Below are 14,532 nucleotides of genomic sequence, written 5' to 3'. Positions count from 1 at the left end.
AAGTAATAAGAAAATTTCGTCTGAGTAAAAAAAATCTACTCCTAAAATAAAGATAGTTTTTTTTAAAATAATTTTGTTTTAATCAAAAAAGTGATAATTTTGCAACACACAGCATATCAAGCAGCTATGAAAAAGCAATCTGTACACCGTCAATACAATTTTCCTGATGCCGACCTGTATTTGTTGTGCATGGAACGGATTCGGGATGCCCACCGGGATGTGCAATATTTTGAACAATACGGCTATAGCATGGATCGCTTGAAGGGTTTTAAAAACCTCTGCGACCAATTCAATACCCTGCCCGACGACGACGAGTTGGTAGGAGAACAAATGCTCACAACTGAAAAAAAGGACACTGCTTCCGAAAAATTAAAAACTGCCATTCGCAGTTTGATGACACGCGTGGCGATGAAATACAACAATCGCTCTGGCCGCTACCGCAAATTTGGCACCGCCAAAATGGGCGACATGACTGATGCACAGCTTTTGTTTTGTGGGCGCCGAGTAGTCCGGGTGGCCCGCCAACAAATTGACTTTTTAGCCGAAGTAGGCGTTAATGAAACCCAGATTCAACGGGTGGTAGATGCTCACCAGGAATTTGAAAATGCACTCAACATTCAACAAGATAAAATTGCTGACCGCGACATTTCCGTCGAACGCCGCATTGAACAAGGCAATAAGTTGTACCAGGAATTGATCGTCTTGTGCAACATAGGCAAGGACATCTGGGCAGAACGGGATGTCAGCAAATATGAAAGTTATACCATTTACGAAAGCAATAATGACCAAAAAATAGCGCGTAAGGAACGTATGGGCGATCCTATGTGATCGCCCGCCCCACCCAAGTTGGGGCAACCACAAAGGGTTGCCCCAACAGCAGCCCGCCATTTAAAAATTTGTTAATTTCCATTTTTTTCAAACCCTTCCCTCCTACTCTTCCGTCTTACCGATCAGTAATGCCAAGGGGCAATCCTGGCATATAACTCGAAAAAGGGGACCGCAAGGGTCGCCATTACTAATTAGGAATCCTAATGGCACCGACTAGCCAGAAGGAAGCCCAAAACCTTTAGACATGAACGTATTCAAAGCATCTAGATTCCTGGCGATAGTAGCCATTGTAGCTACTTTTTGGGCCTGTGATCAAAAAGACGATGCGAGCCCAGACCAAAATGAAGTAGTAGGGAAATGGAAATTGGAGGACATTTCCGGTGGGTTTTCAGGTAGCGGCTACAACGCCGATTGGAACTACCTGGAATTAAAAGCCGATTTGACTTACCGTCGCCTGCAAAACGACACCTTGCGTTACCAAGGCACCTATGCTTTGCAGAAAAAAGACGGTAAGACCTTCATCGATTTTAAACCATCTGCTACGCCAAGCAACGCTCCTTTTGAAGATCAAGACAAAGAAGTGTTACTGGAAAAAGATAAATTTATCTTGAGTGACCCTTGTTGTGATTTGTTTCAATACGAGTTCTCTAAGGCAAAGAACTAGCACTCTCCTGTGCTAAAAATGAGCGGGGTGCCAGGATGTAAGTCTGAGCACCCCGTTTTTTTTTCAACCTTCCCTATAACTCAAAGGCTATTCATTTCCTACAAATTTGAGCGAAACTGAGTTGATACAATAGCGCAGTCCTGTTGGTTGGGGGCCATCTGGGAATAAATGCCCCAAATGCCCACCGCAACGTGCACAATGGACCTCTGTTCGCATCATGCCCAGGCTATTGTCTGATTTTCGAACCACATTGCCTTTCATGTATTCGTCCCAAAAACTCGGCCAACCTGTTCCTGATTCAAATTTGGTTTCGGAATCAAACAAGGGTAAGTCGCAAGCCCGGCAAGTGTATACCCCTTTTTTGTGGTTGTTCCAATATTTTCCCGAAAAAGCGTGCTCTGTCCCCGCTTGCCTGAGCACATGGAATTCGACCTCATCGAGTTCATTTTTCCATTCCTCATCACTTTTGATCGTTGGCCCCAAAATTTCGCCGTCGAGACCGACAAATTTCCCGGTAGGATCAACTTCGTTTTTGTAGTTGGATTTGGCACTGTTGCAGGAAGTGCACAGCAGTGTAGGGATTGCAAGTAGCAACACTGTTCTTCTGAATTTCATATCGATTACCTGTTTAGCTGGAAATACGAACTTAAAAGGAGGATTAGTTTTGTCAAGGTAGCCAAACTAGTTCACCGTAAGGGGCGGTAAAAAAAGTAAGTAGTTGTTTTGCCCCACCATTAATGTACAATTCAATTTATGGTTTACTTTCTTCTGTTTTGTCTTATCCGGGGTTGATTCCACTCTTCTTTCTGGGCAAAATTGACAATGTTCCGAATGGTATTGACCAATGCTAAAAAAACCAGGTAGCCAAAGGTTACGACGATAAGAATCCACCAATAAGACCCTGCTTCACTTAAACGCAAACCAGACAATAACCAGGCCAGGGAAATTGAAACCAGAACCAGGCCCAAAAAGCTATAGATGGATTTACCCCAATATTGCAATGTGTTTGCTGCTGTCAGCGAAAGTACGGCGTTAAACATGGCAAAACACAATAAAAAAGAAGCTGCAGTCAAGTAGGCGAAGCGGGGCTCTAAAGTGACCAAACCAATCCACTGCAAAAGCTCCGCAATCAAGTCGACCAATACAACACCCGTCAAGGCAATCAAAGCCTGGAAGATTGGATTGGAGATGTTAACCCAGTTTAAGTTGTTCACTTTGCTCATACCTATACAATAGGAAACAGTGCATATGGTTCAAATGTAATGAATAAAAATGAAGAACCTTCCAGAAAATTTTGATCGACACTCAAGCTACAATCTCGCCGTAAATATCGTATTCCGTAGCCTCGGTGATGCGCACCTGGGCAAAATCCCCGATCCGGGCAAATTGCTTCTTGGCAGGCACCAGCACCTCGTTGTCTACTTCAGGAGAATCTCCTTCAGTACGCCCTACGAAATAGCCACCTTCTTTGCGATCAAAGAGCGTTTTAAAGGTTTTCCCAACCTTTTCGTGGTTTTTGCGGGTGGAGATTTCCTGCTGGATTTCCATCAATTCATTGGCCCGTTCTGCTTTTAATTCAGGCGAGATATCGTCTTCAACGTCGTATGCCCTGGTGCTTTCTTCGTGGGAATATTGGAAAACCCCCAAACGGTCGAATTCCATTTCTTTGACAAAGTCACAAAGCTCTCCAAATTCCTGGTCGGATTCCTGCGGATAGCCCACCAACATGGTCGTCCGCAGGGTAAGGTTTGGAATGCGCAAACGAGCTTGTTGGATCAATTCCACCGTTTCTTCCCGGGTAATTTGACGGCGCATGCGCTCCAGAACGGTATTGGAAGCGTGCTGCAATGGCATATCCAGGTAATTGCAAATCTCGGGGCGTTCTGCAATCACATCCAGGATTTCCAATGGAAATTTGCTGGGATAGGCATAGTGCAGACGGATCCATTCAATACCCTCCACGTCGGCAAGGGCGTGCAACAAACGGGGTAAATCGCGTTTTTTGTAAATATCCAGGCCGTAATAGGTGAGCTCCTGAGCAATCAACATGATTTCTTTCACTCCACGTCGAGCCAGGCTCTGAGCTTCTCGGACCAACTCTTCGATCGGACGTGATACGTGCCCGCCCCGCATCAATGGAATGGCACAAAAGGAACAAGTGCGGTTACAGCCTTCTGAAATTTTCAGGTATGCGTAATGCATCGGGGTGGTGATCAATCGTTCCCCGATGAGTTCGTGCTTGTAATCGGCGTTGAGTTTGGCGAGCAAACCAGGCAATTCCAGCGTACCAAAGTAAGCATCCACCTCCGGGATTTCTTGCTCTAAGTCATCCTTATAGCGCTGGGACAAACACCCAGTGACAAACAATTTATCAATCCCACCCGATTTTTTCACGTCGGCGTACTCCAAAATGGTATCGATTGACTCTTGTTTCGCCAAATCGATGAAGCCACAAGTATTGATAATGATGATATTGGCATCTTCATCCTGGCTATCGTGCACCACGTCGTAGTCGTTGCCCTTCAATTGGGTAATCAGGTTTTCGGAATCCACCAAATTCTTCGAACAACCCAGGGTAATCACATTGACCTTATCCTGCTTTAAGGTTCTGGCTTTCATCGGCGCTTATTGTTCTTCTTTAGGGATGACTTGGGTTTGTTCACCAAAATATTGGACAAAACGTTGCATGTCACGGGCCATTTCAGCGTTTTGAGTGGCCCGAAAATAGGTATCAGCCATTCCACGCAAGGTTTGAAAAACGAAACGATCCATTTCGCCCACCTGCATATCTTTTACCCAGAGGTCAATTTTGACGGTTTCGAGGTGTTCGCGGTCAAACAAGGAAATCAACATGGCTTTGCTATCCTGGGTGGTTTCGCCACTTGGGTTGTCATCGGCGTCCCAGGAGATGCGTACGGGCATGTTTTTGTCGTCCAGCCCAACTTTGATGCGGATTTCTTTCTCCGTTGCTACTTGATCCATTTGTCGTTTTTAAAATCCGCTGCAAAATTAACATTTTAGCGCAGCTTCACAATAAAAGTGTATCCCGGGAACCAAATCCCTTTGGCTTTGGTTGAATGGCACGAGCAATTTATCAAAGGATAATTTGAAAACGGGTATTGACTTTTTTATTCAACTGGGAACCAGCGGTTTTGAAAGTAAGGTAAAAAATCTAAAAAAAATTACGCAAAAACCCTTGCACAACCCAATCCTTTACTTTTATATTTGCACCCACACTAGGAGCAACGCTCCCCATCACACCCACACTACCACACCCTCACACTCACACCCCTTCTTGCGGATGTAGCTCAGCTGGTAGAGCGCAACCTTGCCAAGGTTGAGGTCGCGGGTTCGAATCTCGTCATCCGCTCACTGCCTTCTTCGGAAGGCTTTTTTTTTGAAAAGAGTACGGCAGGAATAAAGTTTCCTGCTATCTTTGTAAATGAGCACCCAACACACTCACACTTTCACACACTCACACCCACACCCTATTTCGCGGAAATAGCTCAGTTGGTAGAGCACTAGCTTCCCAAGCTGGGGGTCGCGAGTTCGAGTCTCGTTTTCCGCTCCAGTTTTTAGGTACAGGGCAAAAGTGCCTTGCATCCACTGCCCAGATGGTGGAATCGGTAGACACGCAGGACTTAAAGTAAAATTTGAGTGCGCAAAAGGAAACTTTTGCAGTAGAATCCCTCAAATTCGGGGAAACCTTCCTCCTACTCCGTAGGAATGGCAATCCCGAGCCAAGTTTCGGTATTTTTTTATCGAAAAAGGTGTAGAGACTAGATGGGGGACGCCTAAAGAGATTGATCCATGGCGAAGGGATAGTCCAGACCACAAACACCTGCAATGTGCAGGTAGCGGCGAAAGCCGTAGCTGGTAAGAAAATCCTGTGGCCATCCGGCCGTGCGGGTTCGAGTCCCGCTCCGGGCACGAAACTTCTGTCGAGTAAATTGGCAGAAGTTTTTTTTATTTTTGAGAAAAAAAATGGGTACGAAATGGTTTGTGAAAAACAGAATTACTGATGAAGATTTTATCAGCATTTGCAATAGTGCTCAAACGATGGCCGATGCTGCTTCTCAAATGAAACTTCACTTTAATTCTTTCAAAAAAAGAGCGGAAGAATTGGGCTGCTATAAGCCTAATCAGGCTGGAAAAGGCATTAATAAAATCATGCCCAAAATACCCATTGAAGAGATTATTTATCAAGGGAAACACCCAAACTTCCAATCCTATAAATTAAAAAAACGGCTCTTAGAAGATGGTATAAAATCTAATGTGTGTGAATCTTGTCAGATTTCAGAATGGAATGGCCGACCAATTCAAATGGAACTCCATCATATCGATGGCGACCGAACCAATCACAAAATTGACAATATTATGCTTCTGTGCCCAAACTGCCACAGCCAAACCGAAACTTTTAGGGCGAAAAACAAAAGGGGTTAAACCATTTTCTTCAAACTTGGTTAGCTTTGAAAGATGAAAAAAGTCAAATTAACCTTTGTTTTTATCCTACTCGCTTATATTGGTTTTTCTCAAAGTAACTTCACTGACTTAAGTATCGATCGCCTCAACAAACAACGCCAAGGCATGCTCGTGCTCGGCACCTGGGCACTCGGCAATATGGCCGTGGGAGCAATCCGCCTGGGCCATACCAGTGGCGAAAACAAAGCCTTTCAACAAATGCAAATTGGCTGGAATGTGGTGAACCTCGGCATTGCCACTCTGGGCTATTTCAGCACCCTCAAGGTCGATCCCAGCAGCTGGGATACTTATCAAAGCGTTCAGGAACACTACAAAATCCAAAAAATCTTGCTGTTCAATGCTGGTCTGGATGTTGGGTACATGCTGGGCGGCGCGTATCTAATGCAAAGAGGACAGCAGGAGGTGAAAAACGCAGAGCGGCTACGTGGCTTTGGGCGTTCGATTCTGATTCAAGGCGCTTTTTTATTTGCATTTGACCTTTCCCTACACAGCATCTTGAGCAGTGACAATCCAAAACTCAAACCCCTGCTGACCCAAAGCAGCATTGGTTTTGCGCCGAATGAAGTACACCTGCGTTTGAACTTGAGTAAATAAAGGCTGCCTTGGCTATTTTTTCCCCTGGCCAGCGACTTTGAATGGGCAAGTTGTACTACTTTTAGCCTACTCAAGCAAACCACTATGTCTTCTACCATTCTGATTCCAGCCTTACAGATGCAGGCCACCTTTGAACAAATTTTGATTCAAAAAGGCATGCCAACCGACCATGCATACACCTGCGCCGAGATTTTCACCCAAAACAGTGTGGACGGAGTGTACACCCACGGGGTCAATCGTTTTCCGCGTTTTGTGGAGTACCTGGAAAACGGCTATGTAAAACCAAGTGCCAGCCCAAGTTTGGAGCACCGTTTTGCGGCCATCGAGCAATGGAATGGCAATTTAGGACCAGGCCCACTCAATGCCCTTTTTGCCACCGACCGAGTGATCGAGTTAGCAAAAGCCCATGGAATCGGCTGCTTGGGTTTGGCTCATACCAACCACTGGATGCGGGGCGGAACCTACGGCTGGAAAGCAGCGCGCAGTGGTTTCATTTTTATGGCCTGGACCAATACCATCGCCAATATGCCTGCCTGGGGAGCTTTAGATCCCAAACTAGGCAACAATCCCTTTGTACTGGCCCTACCCTATCAAAATGAAGCCATTGTGCTAGACATGGCCATGTCGCAGTTTTCCTTTGGAGCCATGGAACAGTCGGCCATGAAAGGAGAAACACTGACTGTGCCTGGCGGCTATGATGCAGCGGGCAAACTCAGTCGCGATCCAGAGGCCATTTTGGAAACAGGGCGCTCCATTCCCATCGGGTTTTGGAAAGGAGCTGGGCTGTCACTGCTTTTGGACATTCTGGCCACCGTCATTTCGGGTGGTGCATCTACCCATGAAGTGAGCAAAACCAAAGTGGAATACGGTGTGTCCCAAGTTTTTATTGCCATTGATCCAAGTCGCTTTGGCCATGCTGAGGAGGTAGAAAAAATGGTCCAGGCAATCATTCAGGACTATCAGGAGTCGACCCCATCGGAAGGGGGCAATAAGATCAGTTTTCCCGGCGAAAGGGTATTGGCTACTCGTGCCAAAAACCTGAAAAATGGTGTGCCGGTGCTGCAAACGGTGTGGGATTCTATAGAAGCCCTGGTGTAGAGACGCACAGCCGTGCGTCTCTACAAAGGATCAATGCTTTTTCAAAAACTTCGTCTTCAAGACCAGGTTTTTCACCTTTTCCGCATGGCATTCCACCTCTTCCGGGTTGTCGGTCAGGCGGATGTTTTTGATCAAAGTGCCCCGCTTCAGGTTTACCGAAGTCCCTTTTACTTTCAGGTCCTGGGTCAGGGTCACGGAGTCCCCATCTTTCAATTCATTGCCATTACAATCCTTGGTGACCTGAGTATCAGTGGAATCACCACTGTCGTAGTTGTAGTACTCACTATCGTAGTCGTAGTCTGAGTAGTCTTCTTCGTTGATCTGCATAACAAGCATTTTTTTTGAATTTTTCCGGCGCAAAAATAGACTTTATCGCTCACTAAGGTGTTATTCTACAAATTTTAAAAAAGGAGTAAAAATGGCAAATACCGTTTTGCATAAAGCTGAAACAAGAGGTCACGCCAACCACGGCTGGCTCAATTCTTACCACACTTTCAGTTTTGCCAATTATTACAACCCCGATCGGGTGCATTTTGGCGCATTGAGGGTACTTAACGACGATACCGTTGCAGCGGGTATGGGATTTGGAACCCACCCTCACGACAACATGGAAATCATCAGCATCCCACTGGAGGGAGACCTGGAACACAAAGACAGCATGGGCAACACCACTGTGATCCGGAATGGCGACATCCAGGTGATGAGTGCTGGCACCGGAGTACACCATAGCGAATACAACAAGAACCGCGACCACTTGGTCAAGTTCCTACAAATCTGGGTGTACCCCAATCAACGCAACGTACAGCCACGCTACGATCAAATCACCTTGAATGCTGCTGATCGCAAAAACACCCTCCAGCAAATCATCTCGCCCAATGCAGATGACGCTGGCGTTTGGATTCATCAAGATGCCTGGTTTCATTTGGCGGATTTCGATGCCGGGAAAACGGCGGAATACCAAATCCACAAGGCAGGAAATGGTGTTTATGCCTTTGTCTTGAAAGGAGATGTGAGCATCAATGGACAAGCCCTGAGCACCCGTGACGGTTTGGGCATATGGGATGCAGATTCATTCTCGATTGAAGCGAGTAGTGATGCTGAATTTCTGTTGATGGAAGTGCCCATGGAATTGTAATCGAAACTCATCCCGAGTTTTTCAGAAAAGCTCGGGATGATTCTTTTTCCCTTTTTTCAAAAAAATCTCGCATTCGTAATTTTCCTTACAAATTGGGAAGGTTCCCGATAGGAAAAGCTCATTCAATCCTGATTTAGGGCTCTGTAGAAAAAATATTTTTATCCATCTTGTCTCATGGTACTTACCTACCGAAGGCAAAACAAGCCTTTGGTAGACAAAATTGGTCACCTCAATCGCAAGCCATGAGAAACCTTTATCGCTCCCTTTTTTGCTTATTTTTCCTCTTGCCTTATCTGGCTTTTGCCCAAAAAGACGCCCTGATTGAAGCCGAAAGTTTCACCGATAAAGGCTACTGGGTGACCGACCCTCAATTTGTCCAACAGATGGGCTCTTCTTACCTGATGGCCCATGGCATGGGCACTCCCGTTAAAAATGCTTCCACCAAAGTATTGCTGCCAGCCAAAGGAAAATACCACCTTTGGGCCAGAACCAAAAACTGGGCACCGGGCAATTGGGAAGCGCCAGGGCAATTTCAGATCGCCATCAATGGTCAAAAAGCAAGTCATGTCTTTGGGAAAATCCCCAACTGGACCTGGGAATATGCCGGAGAAGTGGCTGTCAACAGCAAAGAAATCAGTCTCGAATTGATTGACCTTACCGGGTTCAACGCCCGCTGCGATGCAATTTATTTGAGTAAAACCAAGATTGATCCTCCTCAAGGTGGGCCAGAACTGGCTGAATGGCGCAAAAAAAAGCTGCGCGAGCCCCTGGCTCCTGAAACGACCAAAACCTACGACCTGGTCATTTGTGGTGGTGGGATTTCTGGTTGTGCAGCAGCCATTGCCGCAGCGGAAAAAGGTTTAAAAGTAGCCCTGATCCACGACCGTCCGGTGCTGGGAGGCAATGCCAGCAGTGAAATCCGGGTCCACACCCTCGGTATCTACGGCAAATTTGAACGCATCTTGCGCATGATCGACACCGAGCATTACCCTAATGGCTCCCCCGAGGCGCAAAAGGATCAGGAAAAAAGAGACCGTAACGTCCAAAAATACCCCAACATTGACATCCATTACAATTGGCGGGCCTACAACGCGGTGGCGGAAAACAATGTCATTCAGTATGTCGATGCCCAACACACCTCCAATGGCAAACGGATTCGCTTCAAAGCTCCCCTCTTCACCGACGCCACCGGAGATGGCTGGATCGGTTACTGGGCTGGCGCCGAATACTCCTATGGTCGGGAAAGTGTGCACACCTACGGCGAGGCCTGGAACAAGTGGGGCGAGCTCTGGAGCCCCGAAGAAGCCGACAATTTTGTCATGGGCTCTTCCATCCTTTGGCGCACTGAGGTAGCTGAGCAAGTTCAAACATTTCCGACAGTACCCTGGGCGGTTTCCGTGGCCAAAGAGCACAAAGCCACTGCGGGAGAATGGTATTGGGAATTTTCACGTAATGACCTACACCAGATTGACGACGGGGAAGAGATTCGCGACCATTTGCTGCGGGCCATCTACGGTTCTTTTTTCAATGCAAAACAACAAGCTGGGAATGAAAAATACCGCCTGCAATGGGTCTCTTATTTGTTGGGCAAACGAGAATCTCGTCGACTCATTGGCGATCACGTTTTTACCTTCAACGATGTGGTCAACCATACCCAGTTTCCCGATTCCGTAGTGGTAGAAACCCGCGACATCGACGTGCATTTTCAACGCAACCTGCAAAACGAAGAAACGCCGGATTTTTTGTCCGAAGCCCTTTTTTACAAAACCAAAAACTACTACATCCCTTACCGCAGTTTGTATTCCCGCAACATCAGCAATTTGTTTATGGCCGGGCGTTGTTTCAGTTGTTCGCACATCGGTTTGGGTGGCCCTCGTGTGATGCGTACCACTGGGCAGATGGGAGCAGCCGTAGGATTTGCCGCCGCCATTTGCCACAAGTACAAAGTGCAGCCACGAGCGGTGTATGAAAAACACTTGCAGGAATACATGGGCACCATCACCGAACAACAAGTCATAAAACCCTGAGTCATGTTACGTGGAATTGGCTTTAAAACCTGGTTCTCCCGGCTTGTATTATTGATGGTTCTGGGTTTGGCATTGCTCTATTCCAGCTCCATTAAACTGGCCAAAAATGCCCCCCTGCACATGGCCATGCCGGAGCAATTTGCACAGGTGGCAGGAGAAAAGATGGTCTTTACCCTGGCAGGGACCGATAGCCTCTTGAAGCATCAGGTATGGCTATTGTCCGATGCACAACAACGACCTCTGCTCTATTGCGCCGACGTGATCACCCCCGTTTGTATTGATGGGCTTTGCAAACCCATGTACATCACCCTGTATTGGAATCTAGTGGGAAACTATGTGGGCTATGGAGTGTTTCCCGACAATTTGTTGACCAAATTCGACCACGAAGCCTTTACCCCTGCCGACTACGCCAAGCTGCACACCCTATTGCTGGATCAACACTCGATCCTGGAGCGGAAAACCATGGAGGACTTGTTCGATCAGAGTATTGCCGCCGTGGAAAAAATCACTTTTAAGGGCAAAGAGGTCGATGCCGTATCTGGGGCTACCCGTACGGAGATCAAAGAATCCGTCGTTGAAGGGGCTTTGTATTCCTGTTTTACGGCCTGGCATTTGGCCCACGGCAACATCAAAGAACAAATTGAACAACATTTGCTCAGTTATTATGACCCTGCTCTGGCAGAGTCCTTTTTAAAATCCCCTGCTGAAGACTACCAGCTGTTTGCCTTGAAACAGCTGAATCTGACGACCCTGGTCAATCAGCTTCCGGCTGTCCAGGAAATTTTTAAGCACAGCTCCCCTGGCAATCGATTGTACATTCTCAAAAAAATGCCCAGAGAACTTTGGAAGGATGAAAAAGTAAGTCAGCCTTTTTTTCAAAGCTTTGCCAGCGTCGACATCAACACCCGGACCTTGCTACTCAACAACTTAAAATACGCCCATCCCAGTGTGGTGAAAATACTGGTAGAAGACCTGGAAAAAATGTCCAAAAATCAATTGAATACCTTTTTGAACTACCTTTCTGAGAATCGGCAATATCTAAACGGGCAGGTTAAGACCAAATTGATCCAATCAGCTCAGAATAAATCTTTTACTGAAAATTATGTAATCGAGAGCTTTTTAAAAAGCAACTAAGAATCAACATTGCTTAGTTTGAAAAAAAGGAAAAGTATAGCCAAAAATTGGCCACTAGTGTATTGAAGTGCCGCTTCTTTTCGCTACTTTACTCGCCAAATGCATCTGCCTTAACAAATAAATCCAAATGAAAACATTGCGCTACTTTGTCTTCCTTTTCCTCTTTTGTAATAGTGTTTTCGCCCAAAGTACTTACACCTTCACCAAAGGCCTAGCCGCCGGGCCCTGCCATCAATATGGCCGGGAAGCCCTCTACACCGACCTTTTGGTGCATCAACTTATTCAGGGCAAACTCAATACCCCTAGTGAGGGCAATACCTTGGCGACGGATAAAAATGGAAAGCCTATTCAGTGGAAATCTGTCCAGGCTGATACTGCCAATCGGCTGCGCGACGCCAGTTTGACCAATGGTTATGTGTACCTGACTTATCCCTCCAGTGAAGAAAAAACCGCCTTACTGCAAATCTCCGGGCACAGTGGTCTGTTTTTTAATGGAGTGCCTTATTCCGGCGACATGTACCGTTATGGCTGGTTGTTTCACCCCATCAAACTCAAAAAAGGACTAAATGAGTTGTACGTTCGGGTTGGCCAGGGTGGCCGGTTTCAGGGTATTACAGCGAAGTTGATTTTCCCGGAAAAACCTGCGGCCATCAGCACCGCCGATGCCACCTTGCCCCATATTCTGATTGAAGAAACGAATGGTCAACTCTGGGGAGGGGTTGTATTGATCAACACGAGTGATAAACCTCTGAAAAACCTAAAATTGCAGGCCAGTATCGGTGGCAATAAGGTACTGAGCGAGGTACCAGTAGTTAGTGCAATGACCTCTCGCAAGGTTCCTTTTAAAATGAATCCAGCAGCGGTTACCCAAAAAGGCAATGTGACCTGCAGCCTCACCTTGCTCCAGGATGGAAAACCAATTGATGAAAAAAGCATCACTTTAACCGCCCTATCCGCCACCGAACACCACAGCAACACCTTCATTAGTGCCATTGATGGCAGTGTGCAATATTATGCCGTAGCGCCACAAGTGGGTGGCAACAAGCCTGGTTCGGCCCTATTTTTATCCGTTCATGGCGCGGAGGTAGAAGCCATTGGGCAAGCTCGGGCTTACAAACCCAAAGATTGGGGAACCTTAGTCGCCCCCACCAATCGTCGGCCGAGGGGCTTCAACTGGGAAGACTGGGGCCGTTTAGATGCGCTGGAAGTATTGTCCATTGCTCAAAAAAGCTTCCAACCCGATCCTCAAAAAATCTACCTAACTGGTCACTCCATGGGCGGGCACGGCTCTTGGTACTTGGGGGCAACTTATCCTGGAAAATGGGCTGGAGTTGCCCCTTGTGCTGGTTACCCAACCTTGATGGGCTATGGCTCAGCGGATGGCAAAATTCCAGAAAGCAGCCAAAATCCGGCAGAACAGATGCTCCTGCGCGCAAGCAACCCGAGTAATGTGATCGCGCTGGCGCCCAACTACAAAGCCAGTGGCATTTACATCTTGCACGGCGATGCTGACCGTACCGTTTCAGTCGAATACGCCCGCGAAATGCGCAAGGTACTCAGCACTTTTCACAACGACTTCTCCTACTACGAATACCCCAATGGCGGGCATTGGTACGGCGACCACAGTGTGGACTGGCCAGCATTATTCGATTTTTTCAAATGGCACAGCATTCCCAAGGCCCAGGATGTAGACAGTCTGAATTTCACCACCGCCAACCCAGCCATTTCCTCCACTTATCATTGGATTGGCATCGAGCAACAGTCTGCACCGCTGATGTACAGCAATATTTCGGCCAAACGCAATTCCACCGCCAAAACCATTGCCATCAAAACCGACAATGTGCGGATTCTAAAACTACTGCCTGATGCTTTTCCCAAAGACCAATCATTCAAACTGAGCATTGATGGGCAGGAAGTGTGTAACAATTGTAAAATGGGGGAAATGCCCCTATTTTTCAGCAAAAATACTACTTGGGAAGCTACCCCAGAACCGGGGCCTCAGCAACGGAATGCCCAACGCAATGGTACTTTCAAAGAAGCATTTAACCACCAAATGGTTTTTGTGTACGGTACCGGAGGCACTCAGGAAGAGAATGAATGGGCTTATCAAAAAGCGGTTTTTGACGCCGAAACCTGGTACTACCGGGGCAATGGTGCAGTAGACTTGATCGCCGATAAGGACTTCAATCCAGCTGACTACCCAGATCGGGGCATCATCCTTTTTGGCAATGCCAGTACCAATAAAGCCTGGTCCAAATTGTTGGTCAATTGCCCTTTACAAGTCAACCGTGGCAGCATCAAATTGGGTGATGAAACCCATACTGGCAACGACCTGGGAGTTTATTTTACCTACCCTCGTCCTGATAGTAAAACCGCATCTGTCTCGGTAGTAGCGGGTACAGGCTTAGTGGGCATGAAAGCCGCCTGGGCCAATCAGTATTTCGCGGCGGGCAGTGGATTTCCGGATTACCTGATTTTTACCGCTGAAATGCCCAAAGAAGGCGCAAAAGCCATCAAAGCGACTGGCTTTTTTGATCAAAATTGGCAGTACGGGGCGATAAAAAATTAAA

14 protein-coding genes and 2 tRNA genes are annotated in these 14,532 nt (G+C 46.9%); 11 read left to right on the top strand and 5 right to left on the bottom strand.

Going from position 1 to position 14,532, the window contains the following annotated elements:
- The first annotated feature begins 126 nt into the window (after positions 1-126).
- Positions 127-828, top strand: coding sequence for a hypothetical protein (locus ACO08K_RS24105; RefSeq protein ID WP_421799041.1), 702 nt, complete (start codon positions 127-129; stop codon positions 826-828).
- A 244-nt stretch (positions 829-1,072) separates the two neighbouring features.
- A complete protein-coding gene (locus ACO08K_RS24100) occupies positions 1,073-1,492 on the top strand; it encodes a hypothetical protein (protein WP_421799040.1) in 420 nt (139 codons plus the stop codon).
- Between the two features lie 87 nt (positions 1,493-1,579).
- Here the strand turns inward: ACO08K_RS24100 and msrB are convergent, their stop codons facing one another.
- From msrB to gldC, 4 genes are all read right to left on the bottom strand, one after another.
- The gene (msrB, locus tag ACO08K_RS24095) at positions 1,580-2,107 is read right to left on the bottom strand and encodes a peptide-methionine (R)-S-oxide reductase MsrB (protein ID WP_421799039.1); all 528 of its coding nucleotides are present in this window, start codon (positions 2,105-2,107) and stop codon (positions 1,580-1,582) included.
- Positions 2,108-2,250: 143 nt separating this feature from the next.
- Positions 2,251-2,715, bottom strand: coding sequence for a hypothetical protein (locus ACO08K_RS24090; RefSeq protein WP_421799038.1), 465 nt, complete (start codon positions 2,713-2,715; stop codon positions 2,251-2,253).
- 82 nt (positions 2,716-2,797) lie between these two features.
- Entirely contained in the window at positions 2,798-4,111 is a 1,314-nt protein-coding gene (gene rimO / locus ACO08K_RS24085; RefSeq protein WP_421799037.1) for a 30S ribosomal protein S12 methylthiotransferase RimO, read from the bottom strand.
- A 6-nt stretch (positions 4,112-4,117) separates the two neighbouring features.
- Entirely contained in the window at positions 4,118-4,474 is a 357-nt protein-coding gene (gldC, locus tag ACO08K_RS24080) for a gliding motility protein GldC (protein WP_421799036.1), read from the bottom strand.
- Positions 4,475-4,789: 315 nt separating this feature from the next.
- Here gldC and ACO08K_RS24075 point away from each other — a divergent pair.
- The 5 genes from ACO08K_RS24075 to yiaK all read left to right on the top strand — a co-directional run bounded on the left by ACO08K_RS24075 (position 4,790) and on the right by yiaK (position 7,666).
- Positions 4,790-4,862 (top strand) — tRNA-Gly (locus tag ACO08K_RS24075).
- A gap of 125 nt (positions 4,863-4,987) precedes the next feature.
- A tRNA-Gly gene (locus ACO08K_RS24070) sits at positions 4,988-5,063 on the top strand.
- A 413-nt stretch (positions 5,064-5,476) separates the two neighbouring features.
- Positions 5,477-5,935 (top strand): HNH endonuclease signature motif containing protein, encoded by a 459-nt coding sequence (locus tag ACO08K_RS24065; protein WP_421799035.1) that lies wholly within the window; start codon positions 5,477-5,479, stop codon positions 5,933-5,935.
- A gap of 33 nt (positions 5,936-5,968) precedes the next feature.
- A complete protein-coding gene (locus tag ACO08K_RS24060) occupies positions 5,969-6,568 on the top strand; it encodes a DUF6992 family protein (RefSeq protein ID WP_421799034.1) in 600 nt (199 codons plus the stop codon).
- An 84-nt stretch (positions 6,569-6,652) separates the two neighbouring features.
- Positions 6,653-7,666, top strand: coding sequence for a 3-dehydro-L-gulonate 2-dehydrogenase (gene yiaK, locus ACO08K_RS24055; RefSeq protein WP_421799033.1), 1,014 nt, complete (start codon positions 6,653-6,655; stop codon positions 7,664-7,666).
- Between the two features lie 30 nt (positions 7,667-7,696).
- On the opposite strand, the gene ACO08K_RS24050 is transcribed toward yiaK, so the two are convergent.
- Entirely contained in the window at positions 7,697-7,987 is a 291-nt protein-coding gene (locus tag ACO08K_RS24050; protein ID WP_421800577.1) for an alkylphosphonate utilization protein, read from the bottom strand.
- A gap of 97 nt (positions 7,988-8,084) precedes the next feature.
- Between ACO08K_RS24050 and ACO08K_RS24045 the strand changes: the two genes are divergently transcribed.
- The 4 genes from ACO08K_RS24045 to ACO08K_RS24030 all read left to right on the top strand — a co-directional run bounded on the left by ACO08K_RS24045 (position 8,085) and on the right by ACO08K_RS24030 (position 14,531).
- The gene (locus tag ACO08K_RS24045; protein ID WP_421799032.1) at positions 8,085-8,801 is read left to right on the top strand and encodes a pirin family protein; all 717 of its coding nucleotides are present in this window, start codon (positions 8,085-8,087) and stop codon (positions 8,799-8,801) included.
- Positions 8,802-9,043: 242 nt separating this feature from the next.
- The gene (locus tag ACO08K_RS24040) at positions 9,044-10,828 is read left to right on the top strand and encodes an FAD-dependent oxidoreductase (protein ID WP_421799031.1); all 1,785 of its coding nucleotides are present in this window, start codon (positions 9,044-9,046) and stop codon (positions 10,826-10,828) included.
- Positions 10,829-10,831: 3 nt separating this feature from the next.
- Positions 10,832-11,962: a hypothetical protein gene (locus ACO08K_RS24035; RefSeq protein WP_421799030.1), complete on the top strand. Its 1,131-nt coding sequence runs from the start codon at positions 10,832-10,834 to the stop codon at positions 11,960-11,962.
- Between the two features lie 127 nt (positions 11,963-12,089).
- Positions 12,090-14,531 carry an alpha/beta hydrolase-fold protein gene (locus ACO08K_RS24030; RefSeq protein WP_421799029.1) on the top strand — a complete coding sequence of 814 codons (2,442 nt, stop codon included), beginning with the start codon at positions 12,090-12,092 and terminating at the stop codon, positions 14,529-14,531.
- The last annotated feature ends 1 nt before the right edge of the window (position 14,532 follow it).

It is taken from the genome of Haliscomenobacter sp. (genome assembly GCF_965225875.1).
Lineage (GTDB): Bacteria > Bacteroidota > Bacteroidia > Chitinophagales > Saprospiraceae > Haliscomenobacter.
The sequence above is the reverse complement of the archived record's forward strand: the minus strand, read 5'-3'. Positions and strand labels throughout refer to the sequence as shown.